This is a genomic window from Bradyrhizobium sp. CCBAU 53340 (genome assembly GCF_015291645.1).
Taxonomy (GTDB): domain Bacteria; phylum Pseudomonadota; class Alphaproteobacteria; order Rhizobiales; family Xanthobacteraceae; genus Bradyrhizobium.
Map to the genome: position 1 here is coordinate 6,464,976 of NZ_CP030055.1, position 16,625 is coordinate 6,481,600.

Here is a 16,625-nt window from a genome sequence, read left to right on the forward strand (position 1 = left end):
AGCGTGAATCCAGCGAGATTTGGACTGCCGGTCGCGGCCGCCTTGGCGGCGGCGCTGCTATCGGGGGCCGCAACGGCGCAGGTATCCGACGACGTCGTCAAGATCGGCGTGCTCACCGACATGAACGGCCCGGCCTCCGCGCCGACCGGCCAGGGCTCGGTGACGGCGGCGCAGATGGCGATCGACGATTTCGGCGGCACCGTGCTCGGCAAGCCGATCAGCATCGTGATCGGCGACCACCAGCTCAAGGCCGACATCGGCGCGGCGATCGCGCGGCGCTGGTACGACGTCGACCAGGTCGACCTGATCGTCGACGTGCCGGTCTCGGCCGTGGGCCTCGCGGTGCAGAACATCGCCAACGAGAAGAAGCGGCTGTTCATCACCCACTCCACCGGTACCGCCGATTTCCACGGCAAGTTCTGCTCGCCCTACGCGATGCAGTGGGTGTTCGACACCCGCGCGCTCGCGGTCGGCACCGCGGACGCCGTGGTCAAGCGCGGCGGCGACAGCTGGTTCTTCATCACCGACGACTACGCCTTCGGTCACTCGCTGGAGCGCGACGCCTCCAGCGTCATCACCGCCAATGGCGGCAAGGTGCTGGGCTCGGTGAAGCCGCCCTTGGCAACGTCCGACCTCTCCTCCTTCGTGGTGCAGGCGCAGGCCTCCAAGGCCAAGATCATCGGCATTGCGGCTGGCCCCCCCAACAACATGAACGAGATCAAGACCGGCTCGGAATTCGGCGTGTTCAAGGGCGGCCAGCAGATGGCGGCGCTGCTGGCGCTGATCACCGACATCCACGGCCTCGGCCTGCAGGCCGCGCAGGGCCTGCTGCTGACGACCTCGTTCTACTGGGACATGGACGACAAGACCCGCGAATGGTCGAAGCGCTATTTCGCCAAGATGAACAAGATGCCGACGATGTGGCAGGCCGGCGTCTATTCCAGCGTGATGCACTATCTCAACGCCATCAAGGAAACCGGCACCGACGATCCGCTCAAGGTCGCCGCCGCCATGCGCGCAAAGCCGGTCGAGGATTTCTTCGCCCGCCACGGCAAGCTTCGCGATGACAATCTGATGGTGCACGACCTCTGGCTGGTGCAGGTGAAGACGCCGGAGGAGAGCAAGTATCCGTGGGACTATTACAAGATCCTCGCGACGATTCCCGGCGACAAGGCCTTCGGCCCGCCGGACCCGGCGTGTCCGATGCTGAAGAAGTGAGAACCTGACGGTCGCTTCAGGCGACCGTCATTTCACCATCCCGATCTCGCGAAAATACTTCATCACGCCCGGATGAATCAGCTCCGGCTTCGGCGCGGCCGCGACGGTGTTTGCAGCCGTGGTTTCGCAGGCTTGCGCGAGCTTCTTGCAGAACGCCGGCTCGACACCGTGCAGCGTCTTCGCCAGGCGATAGGCGATATCGTCGGGCAGATCCTCGCGCGTCAGCACGAAGCTCCAGGAGCCGAGCGAGGCGATCGGCTCGGACTGTTTTGGATAGGAGCCGCCCGGCACGGTCAACGGCTTGAGGAACGCGTGCTTGGCACGGATGCGTGCGATCTCCTCCGCGTCAGGCGCGATGAAGCGCGCGCCTGACGCGCTGGAGGCCACCGCCGCGAAACCGGGCCAGCCGATGCCCGCGCCCCAGAGCGCGGCGACGCGACCGTCCTCAACCATCGCCGGCCCATCGCCGGCACGGTCGAGATAGATGGCCTTGAAATCCTCGTCCTGCTTCAGGCCGAGGCCATCGAGCACGTAGCGCGCCAGGATCGGCAGGCCCGATCCCTTGGCGCCGAACGCGACCGGCTGGCCGACGAGATCGCGGATGGTCTTGTAGGGACTGTCCGCGCGCACGACGAACATGCCGGGGTTGGAATAGATCGCGGTCAGGATCTTCAGCCGCACGGGCGCGCGGCCGATGCCGGCGAAGGCCTCATAGGCCGGCTCGCCCGCGACCAGCGCGAGATCGAGCTCGCCCTTCTCCAGGAGCGGAATGTTCTCGTTGCTGCCCTTGGTGTTGCGCGGGGCGATGGTGAGCGAGCCATCCGCCGCATTCATCACCTCCGCGAAGGCGTTGCCATAGAGCGGGAAGCCGCCGCCCGGCGTCGCGGTGCCAAGACTGATGGCATGGCTGATCGTCGTGGTCGAAATGGCATTGCCTCCGGTTTGAGCCTCAGCGGGACTGGCGAAGAGTGCGGCGCCGAGAAGAAGGGGAAAAGCGAATTTCATGGTCGTTCCGGCTGTGCCTGCGTCAACATCGACTTTGCGGCGATGTAGGCAGCGGGCGGATTTTGTGAAAGCATGCCCTCCAACAATAAGGCAATGGGAGGCGTCATGTTGCGAATTTTGCGGTGTGCTGTTTTCGGGCTGGTCGTGCTGTCAGGGCTCCTCACCGCCACGCCGCCCGCCTCCGCCGCCTACCCCGACCGCCCCGTGCACTGGCTGATCGGTTTTGCCGCCGGCGGCCCGGTCGACATCGTCGCGCGCATCATGGCGCAGTGGCTGTCGGACCATCTCGGCCAGCAGTTCATCGTCGAGAACCGCACCGGCTCCGGCGGCAACATCGCGGCCGCCGCCGCGATCAACTCAGCCCCCGACGGCTACACGCTGCTGTTCGTCGCCCCCAACAACGCGATCTCGACCTCGCTCTACAAAAAGCTGCCGTTCGACTTTTTGCGCGACACCACGCCCGTCGCCAGCATCATGCAGCTCACCAACATGCTAGTCGTCTCCAATGCGATGCCGGTGAAGACGGTCCAGGAGTTCATCGACTATTGCAAAGCCAACCCCGGCAAGATCTCGTTTGCGTCATCCGGCAACGGCACCTCGGTGCACATGTCGGCGGAGCTGTTCAAGGCGATGACCAAATGCGACATGGTGCACGTGCCCTATCGGGGCTCTGCGATCGCCTTCCCCGACATCATCTCCAACAAGGTGCAGCTGATCTTCGACAACCTGCCTTCCGCGCTCGAGCAGTCGCGCGGCGGCAATGTCCGCGCGCTCGGGGTGACCTCGCCGCAGCGCTGGCCCAGCCTGCCCGATGTGCCCGCGATCGCCGAGACCGTGCCGGGCTTCGAATCGGTCGGCTTCTACGGCATCTCCGCGCCGAAGGGCACGCCGCCCGAGATCGTCGAGCTCCTCAACAAGGCCATCGGCGACGCGCTGAAGGACCCGAAAGTGGTGGCACGGCTGACCGAGAACGGCGGCATCCCGAGGCCGATGACGCCGGCCGAGTTCGGCAAGCTGGTCACTGATGAGACCGACAAGTGGCGCAAGGTCGTGGAGTTCGCCGGGGTCTCGGTGGACTGAGGCGCAGGCGGCGACTTCAATGCCCCTCACCTCAAAAACACCAAAACAACCCCATGCACAGTAGAAAGGCAGGCGATTACAAAGGGTTACAACAGCAAAGATGAACGCCACGGAAAAACCGGTTGTGACGTCGGGCAAAACAGGCGTATAAGGGCATCATCGCAAAAATTCGGTAATTTAGAAATCACCCTCGGCGCCGCACCGACGTTCTGCGTCGCGTGCCCCGGCATTGCACCCCCGCCTCCATCCCTGTAAACGAACCGCGCACCGTTGCCGGCCGCGCGTTTCGCGCGGACCGTCTCGCGGCGGGGCCTGTAGCTCAATGGTTAGAGCCGGCCGCTCATAACGGTCTGGTTGCAGGTTCGAGTCCTGCCGGGCCCACCACGCTTCGCCCTTCGTCGGGCTACGCGTGGCGCAGCCGCGCGGAGAGCGAGGGCGAAGCGTGGTGTCCGGCGTAGCTTGAACGAAGTGAAAGCGAAGATGGACTGGAGTGAGCCTCCCCTAAATCGGTGGACACCTATAGCTTAGGCAGCGAGAGGTGTCAGATGGCGAAACGGCGGCGTCGGTCCTATTCGGACGAGTACAAGCGGCAGGCAGTTGATCTGGTTTTGTCGAGCGGCCGCTCGGCGAAGTCGGTATCGAAGGAGCTCGGGCTTGACGGCTCCGTGCTCAGCCGATGGGTGAAGGAGCGGAGCACGGTGGTAGCCGGCGGCAGCGCTGCGGCGCCCACGTCGCAAGCGGCGGTGCCGTCGGCGGACCAGGCTGACGTGATCGCACGGTTGCAGCGGGAAAACGAACAGTTGCGCATGGAGCGCGACATTTTAAAAAAGTCGATCGCGATCTTTGCTGGACCCCGGACATGAGGTTCCGCTTCATCGAAGATCGCCGTGCGGACTATCCGGTCCAGATCATGTGCCGTGTGCTCGGCGTCTCGCCCGCGGGCTACTATGCCTGGCGGTCGCGGCCGGAAAGCCCCCGGGCCGCTGCCAATCGAGAGTTGTTGGAGGACATCAAGCGGGTTCATCGCGACAGCCATGGCCGCTATGGCAGCCCGCGCATCCATGCCGAACTCAAAGCCCAGGGCCATCGTGCAAGCCGTGGCCGGATCGAGCGGCAGATGCGCCACCACGCTGTTCGGGCCGTCTCGGCCGGGCCGCGACGATGCCGCACCACCGACAGTGGGCATGGCTTCCCGATCGCGCCGAACCTGCTCGGCCGGAACTTCTCGGCCGCCATGCGCAATCAGATTTGGCTCGCCGACATCACTTATGTCTGGACCGGCCAGGGATGGTTGTACCTGGCCGCCATCATGGATTTGCACAGCCGCCGTATCGTGGGGTGGGCGATGGACGAACATCTGCGCGCCGAACTACCGCTTGCCGCATTGCGGATGGCGATCAAGGGACAAAAGCCCAGCGCCGGTTTGATCCATCACTCCGATCGCGGCACTCAATATGCTTCAACCGAGTACCGCCAGGCGCTGCAAGCCGCCGGCTTCCGGCCGTCGATGAGTCGCAGAGCCGATTGCTACGACAATGCCCCGATGGAAAGCTTCTTCCACACGCTGAAGACCGAGCTGATCCATCACTGCCAATATGCAACCCGCAATGACGCAGAGCGCGACATCTTCACTTACATCGAGGGCTTCTACAACAATCACCGCAGACACTCGGCCATCGGCTATATCAGCCCAGCCGAGATGGAGCTAAAATCGGCTTGATCCCTGTCCACTTTTTTGGGGGAAGATCAGGAGCGGCGAGCTTCAGCCCGGCAAGCCGGTGCCACACATCAAAAAGCGGAGCGAGGGGCTGCCGCGCCGAAGTCCAAAGGCGATAGTGCGCTCAATGATCGACCGCTATCGAGCATCCAAGTCTCGTGAATTCGAGTGCACCGTCGCCGTAATCCGTAATCCTCGGCAGTCGACCCACCAGTGCCGATACAACAGGCCTCGCCGCACCACCGGCACTGCGAGCTGGCCTTCGGTCCGCCTTTGCGTTCAACCGCGCCTTGCCTGCCTGAACCGCTCCGCTATGCTGGCAGCATTGCATCGATCAAGGACATTTGCATGCGCTTGCGGGCCCTCTGCCTCTTTCTCGCCTTTGCCGCCAACCTCGCCCCGGCTGCGGCCCGCGACACCAAGCGTTGCCCGCCGGACTTCAGTGTGGAGCACCGTCTGGACGCCGAACAGAAGGCCGCCCTCAATCTCAACGCCCGCGAGCGTGCCGCCATCGCGGACTTAAGATCCGTCACCATGGCGCCGATCAGGGAGAAGTACGACAAGAGGGAGATCGATCGCGACGAGTACAACCGCCTCACCAAGCAGCGCGACGACGCGTTAGACTGCATCGAGGCCGACAACAACCTGAAGGACCAGCAGTCCTACTACACCGAGCAGACCAAGCTGATCGAGGCCGGTTGCAGGACGGGCCCGGTCGACAAGATGTATGCCGGCTGGCTGAAAGAGGGCGATGAGCGCAAGGCCAAGGCCTGCGCGAAGGCCGATCTCGAATATCTGGCCCAGACCGTCAAGCGGCTGAAGGAGATCCAGGCCGACAAGCTCGCCAAGGAGGAGAAGTCCACGCCGGCCGTCAAGACAGCCGATGCCAGCCAGAAGAACGCCCCATTCTGCGATCAGATTCGTGCCGTGAAGAGCCACGCGGCGAACCTGTTCGCCGGCATCACCAAGGAAAAAAGGGAGAAGTGGTTCATCGAACCCGGCACGCTCGGCAGCAAGGGCGTCAAGATCAGCGACATGGCGGCGATCGACGAATACGCCACCCCCATCGCCGTCTCCCAGGATTTTCTCGCCTCCCGAGCGGAATGCTCCATTGAAGTCGGCACCGAAAAGAACATCGCTCTCCGCATCGTGCCGACTTATGCCTGCGACTGGCAGTACGACAAGACTAACCGCCGCGAGCTCGAAGAGCGCACGGACCGGCTGCTCAATCTCGTCCGTGGCTGCTTCGTGTCAACGACGGAGGCCGGCGAATTCTATCGGCACCAGTTCGTCGGCGACGACGCGGTCGACGTGTCAGGCGATCTCTATTATGGCGAGGGCAAGCCGTCGCGCATCTACCTGAAGATCGCAAAGCACACCCCGACCGAAGACCGGGCCTGCATCGACTATAGCTTTCAGCGCAAGGAGCAGGACCGAAGGCTCTGCATGTCCCGGCTGAAGCCCTGACGGCCGCCGGTCCGCCGATCAAGCGGGGATTGATTACGTTGAAAGTGCACTCAATGCCGGCCTCGAAAGCTCGTCAGTTGAGTGCACTATCACCGTAATTGCATCACTACTTGCCTGCAGCGCCGAAGGCGGTCGGCGATTGTCGGTCGGTTTTGCAGGATTGCGCCGTTACGCGGTCGATAATCTCCGGATCGTGCAAAGCGCTTGAAGGCCGCGCGAGATGGGTCACTTCGCTCATCATCCGATGCACCGCTGCATCCTCCGCAGCGAGCCGTAGCAGCGCAGAGTTGAAACTCTGCCGTTCCTTAAAATCATTCGGACGTAGTCCGCGCGTCTTTTCATAGACGAAATCGCCCTCAGCCGTCGCCCAGGGCGCGGCAAGAAAGTCCTGAACTGCCGCGAAGAAAGGCCGCGCGATTCCACTGAGCGGATCGGCATTCGACGTTCGCGCTTCGACAAGCCGTCTCAGGGCAACGGCTTCCTGCGCGGCGACACTCATGCCCTGGCCGAATGCGGGATTGAATCGGCAGATCGCATCGCCGAGCGGTAGCAGACGATCCGGAAAACGCTCCAGCGCCGCGAAATGCCGGCGAAGGCTGCGCGGAAATGCAAACCGGTAGATCGGTCCGACAGGCCTTGCGCCGGCAATCGCGTCATGGATCGTTTGCCTTCGCAACGTTTTCGCAAAGGCGACGAATTCTGCGACGCTCTCCGGTACCGGCTCGCCATGAAGGGCGGTCAGGTTGACCTGCCAGCAATTCTTCTCGACCGGGACAAGCAAGCCGCCACGGCAGTTGTCGACGGAGGGCCGGTGCAGCACCGCGCGCCAGTCGGGCGGGTCGCCCGGCGGTATCTCGAACGTCGCGGTCGCATAGCGGAGGTCGATGCCGATGTCCGTCTCCTCGGGCTTCGGCAAGCCGACCCGGTCCAGAAAATCCAGTGTGAGCGCCCCGCGCGACGATGCGTCGACGACCAGGTCAGCCGCAAGCTCGTGGCTGGCGTTCCCACGTTCGTAGCGCACGCCTGCCACGGCGTCCTTGCCTGGCGCTTCCAGAAATCGCGTGACGCGACAATGTTGGTCCAGCACGATGTTGCTCTGTCGCTGGACAGCGCGCCTCGCCGTGAATTCCAGCAGTGGCCGTGTCATGCTGAGATAATCGAACCCGAGATCGCGCCGAGGAAACGGATCGAAGCCCGGCAATTCGAGCAGCGATTGAGAGCCTACCCGCACGCGAACGGCCCCGGCGCGCTCAAGCTCCGTTTCGAAATCCGGGAAGAGTTCGCCCAGCGCGTCGAGGCCGCCTCTGAGCAGAACATGAATTTGCCGGGCCTGGGGCGTGCCACTTCGCGCGATCGGCGCAGACGGCAGCGCGTCACGTTCCAGCACCGTGACGGTTTCGAAGGACGATGCCAGGGCTTTCGCGGCGGCGAGTCCTCCTATGCCGGCCCCGACAACGATGGCGCGTCGGCCGATCGATCTTGCCATGGTCCGTTCCGGTCCAACTGCGTCGAACATTCGCTTGCGATGGACTTAAGCGGTCATGCCCGGGCGGTCTTGGACCGGAGGGAAGGCCGGCTTGGACTAAAGTGCCCTGTTTGCTAGACTGCAGAGCGGACTGTATCGGCCCTTGCAGGGGGATGGCTGATGGTGACGTCGACGCCAGACTACACTGTCATTCGGTTCTCGAGCCGCGCTTTGCCGGAAGACGCACGAGGCAAGACGCTCGAAGAGCTGCATGAGCGCGGCCTGCTGCCGACAAAATTTGTTCGCTACGGCAGCGCCGTGCCCCGGGTTGATCTCGTCAACCGCACAATGCCCGGGCTCCGCATCCTGACGGCGGGCTATACCAGCATCCGCCGCGAGGGCGTGCGGCAAGAAGGTGACCACCTCTACCTCTGCATGACCCTGACCGGGAGAACCGTGGGAAGCCGGCGCGGCCGCGAGATGACGCTCAGCGACGGGGATGCCGTGCTGATGACCAACGAGGAGGCTACATGGACCATGACCTCGCCGTCATCCGTCAACATCGCGGGACTACGCGTGCCCCGGTCTGCAATTGCACCGCTTGTGCCCAAGCTCGAAAATGTAACGATGCGACGGATTACGAAGGATTCGAGCGGGCTGAGACTCCTCAGAAAATATCTTGACGTCGTCGCTGACGACGAGGCGCTGGCGGCGCCTGCCTCGCAGCGCCTCATCGTCAGCCATTTCCATGATCTCGTTGCGCTGGTGCTTGGGGCGAGCAGCGACGCCAAGGCGCTTGCCGCGGACAGAACCGTGGGCGCGGTCCGCCTGGCGGCCATCAAGGCCGACATCGTGGCCAATCTCGAGGATGGCACGCTGAGCGCGACGATGGTCGCGACCCGCAATGGCGTGACGGTGCGCTATCTGCACAAGCTGTTCGAGAGCGACGGCATCACCTGTTCGGAATTCGTTCTCGGCCAGCGCCTGGCGCGGGCCTATCATCATCTGAGAAGCCCCCTCCATTCCCGCCGCGCAATCAGCACGATCGCGTACGAACTCGGCTTCAATGACCTCTCGTACTTCAACAGGGCGTTTCGCCGGCGCTACAACGCGACACCGTCCGAGATCAGGGATGGCGTGGGGACGACATAGCGTCGTCCCCGAAGACCGAACCAAATCGCCGGTCCCGCGTTATCCCCGCGCTACGGAGCCGTTTCGTGGGGTCTAGCCATGGAAGACCAGAATCGGACAACCCTGGTTTTGAGCGCGATCGCCTTGGCCATCGCCATCGTCGTGGCATCGACAATCACGATCGAACACGTCAACACGCGCACGGCCGGCAACGACACGCCTCCCGGCACGACCGGCCTTGCGAGGCCACACCCGCCGCTGGACCGTGCAACCGGCGAACCGATACAGACCACGGGAACGCCGTCCAGCGCGAACGTTCGGCAGCGTCCCTACAACTGAGCAGGCCGGTAGCGCCGGCTTTCACCGGGGATGGCGACGGCGAACTCAATGATCGACCGTTATCAAGGCGAAGCTACCGCGGGCCGGCCGCGTCTCGGCCCGAAACCTATCTGACCGGTATCCTGATTTCGCCCAGCCCCTCGGCTCCTTCATCACCTGGCCTCGCTGCACGGGGCCAACACCCTCCGGCGTTGCCGTCATGATGACGTCGCCGGGTTTGAGCGCCATCGCCTGCGAACAGATCGAGACGATGTCCGGCGCAGGCCAGATCAGCTGGGAATATCAAAGGACTTTCACTCAGTTCCACGCAGTCGAGGTTCGGTCATCGGCTCCCAGACCGATACCAAGCATTAACCATTTCATCCTTCTGCTTGCAGAAACTTGATTGCACAATCGATCTTCACTCTACCTTAGATTATTCGCCGTAAAGTTTTGAGGAAATGGACGACGACCGACGGCAGAGCAGCGGCGCACGTCTGACCTGGAAATATTGGAATGAACGATTGGAATTTCCGGATGCTCCAGAATTTTGCTGGACCATCCGGAACGACGCCGTCATCGACGTTGGGAACGTACGTCTTCCTGATCTCGCTCTTGAGCGTATTCTACCTATCCAACGCATCACTCATTTTGAGTCACTACGACCTCGGCTGGCACCTGGCCGCTGGTGAGTTGATTCGAAGCGAAGCGCACGTTCCGTTCCAGGATCCCTGGTCATTCACGCTCGGGACCAAGCAGTGGTTCAACCTCTCCTGGCTATGGGATGTTATCGCCAGCCTGATTTTCGAGTACGCCGGGTACGGGGGTCTTGTCGGCCTGGTCGTCGTGTGCGGCGCGCTGATCATCTGGTATTTGACGTCGGCCTGCCTGGGGACCGGAGCTTCGGCCCTCGCCATCTGCGTCGCGATTTTCGCAGCATGCGTTTTCTATCCAGCCTACGAGGCCGCTCCCAATTCATACCTGGCGGCATCTCCGAACGTTTCGACAATGCTGTTCAGCGTCATTTTCTACCGGGAATGCCTGCGGCCTTCGAAACTGTTGCTGTTGCCCTTCTTGATGATCTTGTGGGTCAACCTGCACGGAGGGTTCGTGCTGGGCTTCATGATCCTCGCAGTCTTTGGCGCAGGGGCCCTGTGGCGCCGCGACTCGAGAAGACTCAAAGCCATAACGCTGGCGGGGTTCGGTTGCTTCGCCGTGACCTTCGTCAATCCATTGGGTTGGCAAATCTATGAGGGGGTGACCGCAACCTTGGGACACTTTGTCCAAAGGAATATCGGCGAGTGGCTTCCGTATTCTCACAACGTCGAAATCCCAGGCAGCATTCCCGGAATGGTCTACATTCTCGCGTTCGTTGCGCTCGAATTGCGCGACGGAACGTCGACGAAGATCCGTGCGGAGGCCCGCATTCTTTCCTGGGTCTTCCTTGCCCTCGGGCTCTATCAATTTCGATACATGTCGTTTTTCTTCATCTTCTCGACAATCCCGATGGCTCTGCATCTGGATCGGATCATTCCCAGGCATTTGCCTCAGCTCCAGATTCAGCGAGCCCTCGTGACTGCGGCGATCTTTGGCGCATGCGTGCTCCCTCTGACGTTCATCCAGATCAGGCCCGCTCTGGCGTTACCCGAGATGATATCGGAGCAGGACGCCGAATATCTGCAAACGCATCTCGCGCATGCGCGGGTCCTCAATCACTGGAACGTCGGAGGATACCTGATCCTCCGGACCCATGGAACGGTCCCCCTGTTCGTGGACGGACGGGCTGCTACCGCCTATCCCGATGAACTGTTGCGGGATTACTTCAGACTGGTTCGCTGGGAGATCGACGAAAACGCCTGGGATGATGTGCTCGAAAAATATCACATCGACGCCGTGCTATGGCTCAAGGGACATGAAGAACTAAGGCAGTTTCTCGTGGGAAAACGAGGGTGGAAAGAGGCCCACACCGGTGTCTACGAAAGCGTATACGTCAGATCAGTTCCGGCACGTTAACGCGTGATCGTCCAAGGCGCGCATTGGAGATCAATAGACGCGCAAGACTATCGCTTCGTCGTCCGAGCTGACCTGCCTGTAGGTTCGGAGATAGTCGTCAAGGGTGCCGTCAGTCTCGTTCCAGACGAAGGAGTGGTCTTTGGAGCGGCGCAGCACGATATATTTGACATGAGCTGCCGTGAGTTGACGCTGCTGGAGCGCGAGATTGTCCGTTACGAGCTGGTCGGCCAGCGTGACACCCAATTTGCGCGATGTCTCGCCAGCAACGATGGGATGACCATGGCAGGCTGACAGTGCCATGGCGATGTTCCCCGCAATGTAGCCGCGCGGCAGATCCAGAACGCCGAAGCTATCGGAATCATTGGCGATCGCAGTCAGCGCGGGCGAGCAGCGTACCGGTGTCGCAGTGAGGTTCGTCGGAAAAAAGTCGAACAGGATCGCCATCGCGGCAAGCGCCATGCAGGCGCGCTGCCTCATGCCGACCCGACGGACGGCAATCACGCAAGCCTGTGCCAGGCCGAGCCCCAGGAACATGTAGACCATGACAATGGCACGGGCCGGCGTGCGCACATTCCCGAAGAAAGGCAGCTTGGCCAGAACGAAATAGGGCAGAGGCAGCCCGGAAGGACGCCCGCCGATGTGGAGCGTCTCACCGGCGGCAAGCACGAGAAAGAACAGCATTCCGGCCAGCGCGTAGTGCATGATCCGCTTGTCGGTCTCCATCTTGCTGGCGAACGCCCAGGCCAGTGCCGCGAGATTGGCAAGACCCAGATAGACCGTGGCCTCCCAGGGATTACCGGTCAGGCGGGCATAGATGCCCTCTCCGAGCTGAGCCAGAAGATGGGTCGGCGGAAAGACGACCAGGGCCAAGAAGTCGGCGACGAACGCGTTGGTGCCTCCATAAGCGGGACCGCGGGCCATGATCATCGGTATCAGCCACGGCGAAAGCAGGAGAATGCTGCCGATCACGCAGAGCATCGGAGCAGCCAGCTGCCATTTTTCCGGCCATGTCCGATCCCGGTTGCATCGAAACACAAGATCAAAAGCCAAGAAGTAGAACGCGTAAAACAGATAATACCAGCATGACAGCGCGCTGAGTGCCATCATCCCGCTTGCCGCGGCGAGATCGAGATAATTCCGCTGTTCGAGTGCCCTCAGATAGAACAGCACAAAGAGCGGCAGGAATTCGATCGTCGCGACATGGGCGTGGTGCATCACTTGCGCCACGTGCCAGGGGTTGAAGGCAAAGACGAAGCCAGCCAATACCGCCCCCGCGTTGCATCCCGCGCGCTCGCCCAGGAGATGACGTGCCAGCAGGAACATCGCCGCAGCAGACAGCGGAAAGGAAGCCAGCAATGTCAAATTGTGGAAGAGGATCACATCGGTAAGGCTGGTGTCGAAGACGTGGCCAAGCAGCATCACGGCTGCGACCTGCGGCCAGGCAAACGAATGGTAGCTGAGCGATGTGCCCTCGGGGTAGCGGATTTGGTTCGTGAACAGAAAGTCGCGCCAGCCGTGGGCTGTTGCCGCGTGCCAACTGTTCCAGAAATCCTGCATATTGTCTTCCTCGGGCCCGATCAGCGCCGATGACAGATGCCCGAGCAATGGCCAGAAGAACAGGATGGTCAGGACGACAAAGCCGCCGACAACGAATAGCATCGTTGGCGTGCTGAAAGGCCGGCGCGTGACCGCGCCCACGCTCGTGTCCAGCGCAACCATCACGAGGACCGCCTTGAGTTGGACTGAAGATGCGGCCCGCCGGCTCGTTCTCTTATCGAGAATTCCCTGTCTGAAATAACGGCGCGATTGGACGGCATGACAAATGCGGGCATGCCACCTGGATAGCCTATCGGCTATTTACAACAACTTAAGGTAAGAGAGCGCAGGCCGACGAGCGCCCGTTAGGCGCGGATTTGCCAAGATGGGCTCGCTGGAACTTTCACCAAACGGTCGACCGTCGAGCGACGGTCGACCTTGTGTTCGGACAGGTCCGCTCTTCCGCTTGGACAGACCTATCTGACGGGTATCCTGATTTCGCCCAGCCCCTCGATTCCGCCCGTCATCACCTGGCCGCGCTGCACGGGGCCGACGCCTTCCGGCGTTCCCGTCATGATGACGTCGCCGGGTTGGAGCGCCATCGACTGCGAGCAGATCGAGATGATGTCGGCGACAGGCCAGATCAGCTGCGAGATGTCGGAATCCTGCTTGAGCGCGCCGTCGACGGCAAGCCAGATGCGCCCGGCGTTGGGATGGCCGACCTCCGAGACCGGTCGCAGCGGGGCGATCGGCGCCGAGAGGTCAAAACCCTTGCCCCAATCCCAGGGACGCCCCTGCTCGCGGGCCTGAAGCTGCAGATCGCGGCGGGTCAGATCGATGCCGACGCCGTAGCCCCAGACATGATCGAGCGCACGCGCGGTGGGAATGTCCGTCCCACCCTGCCCGATCGCAACGATCAGCTCGATCTCGTAGTGGAAGTTGCTGGTCTGCGGCGGATAGGGAACACTCGTGCCGTCGTCCACCACCGTGTCGGCGGGCTTCATGAAGAAGAACGGCGGCTCGCGATCGGGATCGCGCCCCATCTCGCGGGCGTGCGCCGCGTAGTTGCGGCCGACGCAGATGATCCGGCGCACCGCAAAGCGCGCCGACGAATTGTGGACCGCGACGGAAGGTTGCGGCGGCGGAGGCAGAACGAAGTCGGAGTGCGAGATGGTGTTAGGCATTGCCACGGTCCTCTCGGAACAGATGCAGGGCTTCCTGAATGGGTCGGTCGGAATAGGAGAAGATCACGGCGTCGCCGTCGATCGCCTCGTGACGCACGCGGTGCCAGGAGGGAACGACGAAGATGTCGCGCTTGCCCCAGTCGACCACGATGTCCTCGCCTGTCCGAGACGAGATGATGCTGCGGCCCTTGCCCTCGATCGGCACGAACACGGTAGCGTCCGTCGAGCGGTAGGCGGCAGTGGCAAAACCCTTCGGCAGCAGCTGGATGAAGGTCGCCATGGTGGCCATGGCATGATTGCCCGTGATCGGGTTGGTGTAGCGCATCTTGAGACCGTGGCAGGGATCCCAGGCGGCAGCGCGCCGCAGGCGTTCGAGCGCCTCGCGCGTGCGGCCATAGGGATAGTTGAACACCGGCGAGGTGCCGCCGCCGCCCTTGTGATCGACCGGGAGCAAATTGTGGCCATAGCGGGCGTCGCTGTCGCCGACGGGCCTCGTGATCGGCTGCTCGTCGACGTCGAGATGCTCGGCGAAGGATGCATCCAGCATCTGAATGACGGGAATGTCGAGACCATCGAGCCAGAACACCGGATCGGAGCTGGGGTTGCCGTGATCGTGCCAGGCCCAGGGCGGGGTGATGATGAAATCACCCTCATGCATGATGGTGCGTTCGCCGTTCACCGCCGTGTAGGCGCCCTCGCCTTCGAGGATGAACCGCAGCGCGGATTGCGTATGGCGATGCGCCGGCGCGACCTCGCCCGGCATCACCAGCTGCACGCCGGCATAGAGATCCGTCGTGATCTTCGACTGGCCGCGAAGACCAGGATTTTCGAGGACGAGAACCCTCCGCTCCGCCTCCTTGGCGGTGATGAGACTTCCGGCCTCGAGCATGTAGGCGCGGATCTCGTCGAAGCGCCAGGATGCGGGGCGGCACGCGCTTCTCGGCTCCGGCGTGACGAGATCGGCCAGCGACAACCACAAGGCCGTCAGGTTTCTCTTGTCGATCTTGTCGTAGAAGGCCCGGCGCTCCGGCGTGTCGGCGGTTGGCGCCATGATGGCTTGATGGGACATGGTCTGTCTCGCTGTTAGTGATGGAGTGTCGCCGCCGACGGCACGAGCTTGAGCGACGGCTCGCGTCGGCGCAGGGCGATCACCGCAAGGCCCGCCAGCACCGCCGGCACCGCCGCAGTCAGGACGACGGAGTGCGCATCCCATCCAAAGCCGAGCAGCATGCCGCCCGCGACCGGACCGATGATCGAGCCGATGCGGCCGACGCCCAGCGCCCAGCCCACGCCGGTGGAGCGGATCTCGGTCGGATAGAGGCCGGCGGCCAGCGCGTTCATGCCGATCTGCGCACCGACCACGCCGAACCCGGCGAGGAAGGTCGAGATCATCAAGGTCCAGACATTGGCCGATCCGAAGGCAATCCCCGCGATGAAGAGGGCCGAAGCCAGATAGGCGCCGCCGAGCACGAGATACGGATCGAGCCGGTCGACGAAGCGGCCGAGCGCGATCGCGCCGACCACGCCGCCGGCATTCAGCACTGCCGTCGAGAGGATCGCGGTGTTGAGGGGCAGGCCGCTCGCCTTGAGCAGCGAGGGCATCCAGTTCACCAGGAAGTACATGACGAGCAGGTTCATGAAGAACGCGACCCAGAGCAGCACCGTCATGGCTGCGCGGCCTTCGGCGAGGAGCTTCGTCACCGGGAAGCCGGATCCTTGCGAACCATGTACGACATAGCGGCTCGCAGCGGTCACGGAGATGTTCGGATCAAGCCTTGCGAGCAATGTCGCGATCCGGCTATCCGCGGCGTCGCGGGTCAGGAGATAGCGGATCGACTCGGGCAGCCAGGCGAACAGCACGATCAGGGTGAGCAGCGGGAGCACGCCGCCCACGACGAAGACCGCCTGCCAGCCGAACGCTGCGATCAAAGGCGCGCTGATCAGGCCGCCGATGGTCGAGCCCAGCGGAAAGCCGCAGAACATGATGGCGATGAGCAGCGCGCGCATCCGCTTCGGCGCGTATTCGCTGGTCAGCGCGACGATGTTGGGCATGGCGCCGCCGAGGCCAAGGCCGGTCAGGAAGCGGTAGACCAGTAGCTCGTTCAGCGTGGTCGCGCGCGCCGTGACGAGTGCGAACACCCCGAACAGCAGCACCGACAAGAGGATCACGCTCTTGCGGCCGAACCGGTCGGCCGCCGGGCTGAGGACGAAGGCACCGACGGCGAGTCCGCCAAGGCCCGCGCCGAAGATCGGACCGAAGCCGGCCATGGCGATCCCCCATTTCTCGGCGATCACAGGCGCGACATAGGCGATCGCCTGCGTGTCGAAACCGTCGAGCAGCGCGATCCAGGCGCAAAGAACGAGGATCAGAAGCTGGAGGCGTCCGAACCGCGCCTCTTCGATGACCTTGGTAACGTCGACAATATCAGCAGCGGACATCACGAACTCCAGTGAGCGTGGGTTTCTAGGCTGTGACTTTCAGGAGCCTTGC

At 62.7% G+C, this 16,625-nt stretch carries 14 protein-coding genes and 1 tRNA gene; 8 read left to right on the plus strand and 7 right to left on the minus strand.

The window, feature by feature from the left end:
• Positions 1-3: 3 nt before the first annotated feature.
• Positions 4-1,218, plus strand: coding sequence for an ABC transporter substrate-binding protein (locus tag XH89_RS30550; protein WP_194464055.1), 1,215 nt, complete (start codon positions 4-6; stop codon positions 1,216-1,218).
• A 27-nt stretch (positions 1,219-1,245) separates the two neighbouring features.
• Here the strand turns inward: XH89_RS30550 and XH89_RS30555 are convergent, their stop codons facing one another.
• The gene (locus XH89_RS30555; RefSeq protein WP_194464056.1) at positions 1,246-2,223 is read right to left on the minus strand and encodes a TAXI family TRAP transporter solute-binding subunit; all 978 of its coding nucleotides are present in this window, start codon (positions 2,221-2,223) and stop codon (positions 1,246-1,248) included.
• A 105-nt stretch (positions 2,224-2,328) separates the two neighbouring features.
• Here XH89_RS30555 and XH89_RS30560 point away from each other — a divergent pair, with 105 nt between their 5' ends.
• From XH89_RS30560 to XH89_RS30575, 4 genes are all read left to right on the plus strand, one after another.
• Entirely contained in the window at positions 2,329-3,303 is a 975-nt protein-coding gene (locus XH89_RS30560; RefSeq protein ID WP_194464057.1) for a tripartite tricarboxylate transporter substrate binding protein, read from the plus strand.
• Between the two features lie 308 nt (positions 3,304-3,611).
• A tRNA-Ile gene (locus tag XH89_RS30565) sits at positions 3,612-3,687 on the plus strand.
• 161 nt (positions 3,688-3,848) lie between these two features.
• Positions 3,849-5,023, plus strand: a protein-coding gene (locus XH89_RS30570; RefSeq protein ID WP_194462646.1) for an IS3 family transposase whose coding sequence is annotated in 2 segments (ribosomal slippage) — positions 3,849-4,158 and positions 4,158-5,023 — 1,176 coding nt in all. Because the reading frame shifts where the segments join, the coding sequence is not laid out codon by codon here.
• A gap of 345 nt (positions 5,024-5,368) precedes the next feature.
• Positions 5,369-6,487 carry a hypothetical protein gene (locus tag XH89_RS30575; RefSeq protein ID WP_194464058.1) on the plus strand — a complete coding sequence of 373 codons (1,119 nt, stop codon included), beginning with the start codon at positions 5,369-5,371 and terminating at the stop codon, positions 6,485-6,487.
• A 106-nt stretch (positions 6,488-6,593) separates the two neighbouring features.
• On the opposite strand, the gene XH89_RS30580 is transcribed toward XH89_RS30575, so the two are convergent.
• Complete coding sequence (locus XH89_RS30580) at positions 6,594-7,973, minus strand: NAD(P)-binding protein (protein ID WP_194464059.1); 1,380 nt, start codon at positions 7,971-7,973, stop codon at positions 6,594-6,596.
• 162 nt (positions 7,974-8,135) lie between these two features.
• On the opposite strand from XH89_RS30580, the gene XH89_RS30585 reads away from it, so the two are divergent.
• Complete coding sequence (locus XH89_RS30585) at positions 8,136-9,104, plus strand: helix-turn-helix domain-containing protein (protein WP_194464060.1); 969 nt, start codon at positions 8,136-8,138, stop codon at positions 9,102-9,104.
• A gap of 78 nt (positions 9,105-9,182) precedes the next feature.
• A complete protein-coding gene (locus tag XH89_RS30590; RefSeq protein WP_194464061.1) occupies positions 9,183-9,422 on the plus strand; it encodes a hypothetical protein in 240 nt (79 codons plus the stop codon).
• Between the two features lie 45 nt (positions 9,423-9,467).
• Here XH89_RS30590 and XH89_RS30595 read toward each other — a convergent pair whose 3' ends face one another.
• Positions 9,468-9,650, minus strand: coding sequence for a hypothetical protein (locus tag XH89_RS30595; RefSeq protein WP_246767659.1), 183 nt, complete (start codon positions 9,648-9,650; stop codon positions 9,468-9,470).
• Between the two features lie 267 nt (positions 9,651-9,917).
• Between XH89_RS30595 and XH89_RS30600 the strand changes: the two genes are divergently transcribed.
• Positions 9,918-11,414, plus strand: coding sequence for a hypothetical protein (locus XH89_RS30600; RefSeq protein ID WP_194464062.1), 1,497 nt, complete (start codon positions 9,918-9,920; stop codon positions 11,412-11,414).
• 30 nt (positions 11,415-11,444) lie between these two features.
• Here the strand turns inward: XH89_RS30600 and XH89_RS30605 are convergent, their stop codons facing one another.
• The 4 genes from XH89_RS30605 to XH89_RS30620 all read right to left on the minus strand — a co-directional run bounded on the left by XH89_RS30605 (position 11,445) and on the right by XH89_RS30620 (position 16,573).
• Entirely contained in the window at positions 11,445-13,073 is a 1,629-nt protein-coding gene (locus XH89_RS30605) for a hypothetical protein (protein ID WP_194464063.1), read from the minus strand.
• 353 nt (positions 13,074-13,426) lie between these two features.
• Positions 13,427-14,134 carry a fumarylacetoacetate hydrolase family protein gene (locus tag XH89_RS30610; RefSeq protein ID WP_194464064.1) on the minus strand — a complete coding sequence of 236 codons (708 nt, stop codon included), beginning with the start codon at positions 14,132-14,134 and terminating at the stop codon, positions 13,427-13,429.
• Positions 14,127-15,203 (minus strand): gentisate 1,2-dioxygenase, encoded by a 1,077-nt coding sequence (gene gtdA / locus XH89_RS30615; RefSeq protein ID WP_246767660.1) that lies wholly within the window; start codon positions 15,201-15,203, stop codon positions 14,127-14,129. Before gtdA ends, XH89_RS30610 begins: the two co-directional genes overlap by 8 nt.
• Before the next feature lie 14 nt (positions 15,204-15,217).
• A complete protein-coding gene (locus XH89_RS30620; protein ID WP_194464065.1) occupies positions 15,218-16,573 on the minus strand; it encodes an MFS transporter in 1,356 nt (451 codons plus the stop codon).
• Between the last annotated feature and the right edge of the window lie 52 nt (positions 16,574-16,625).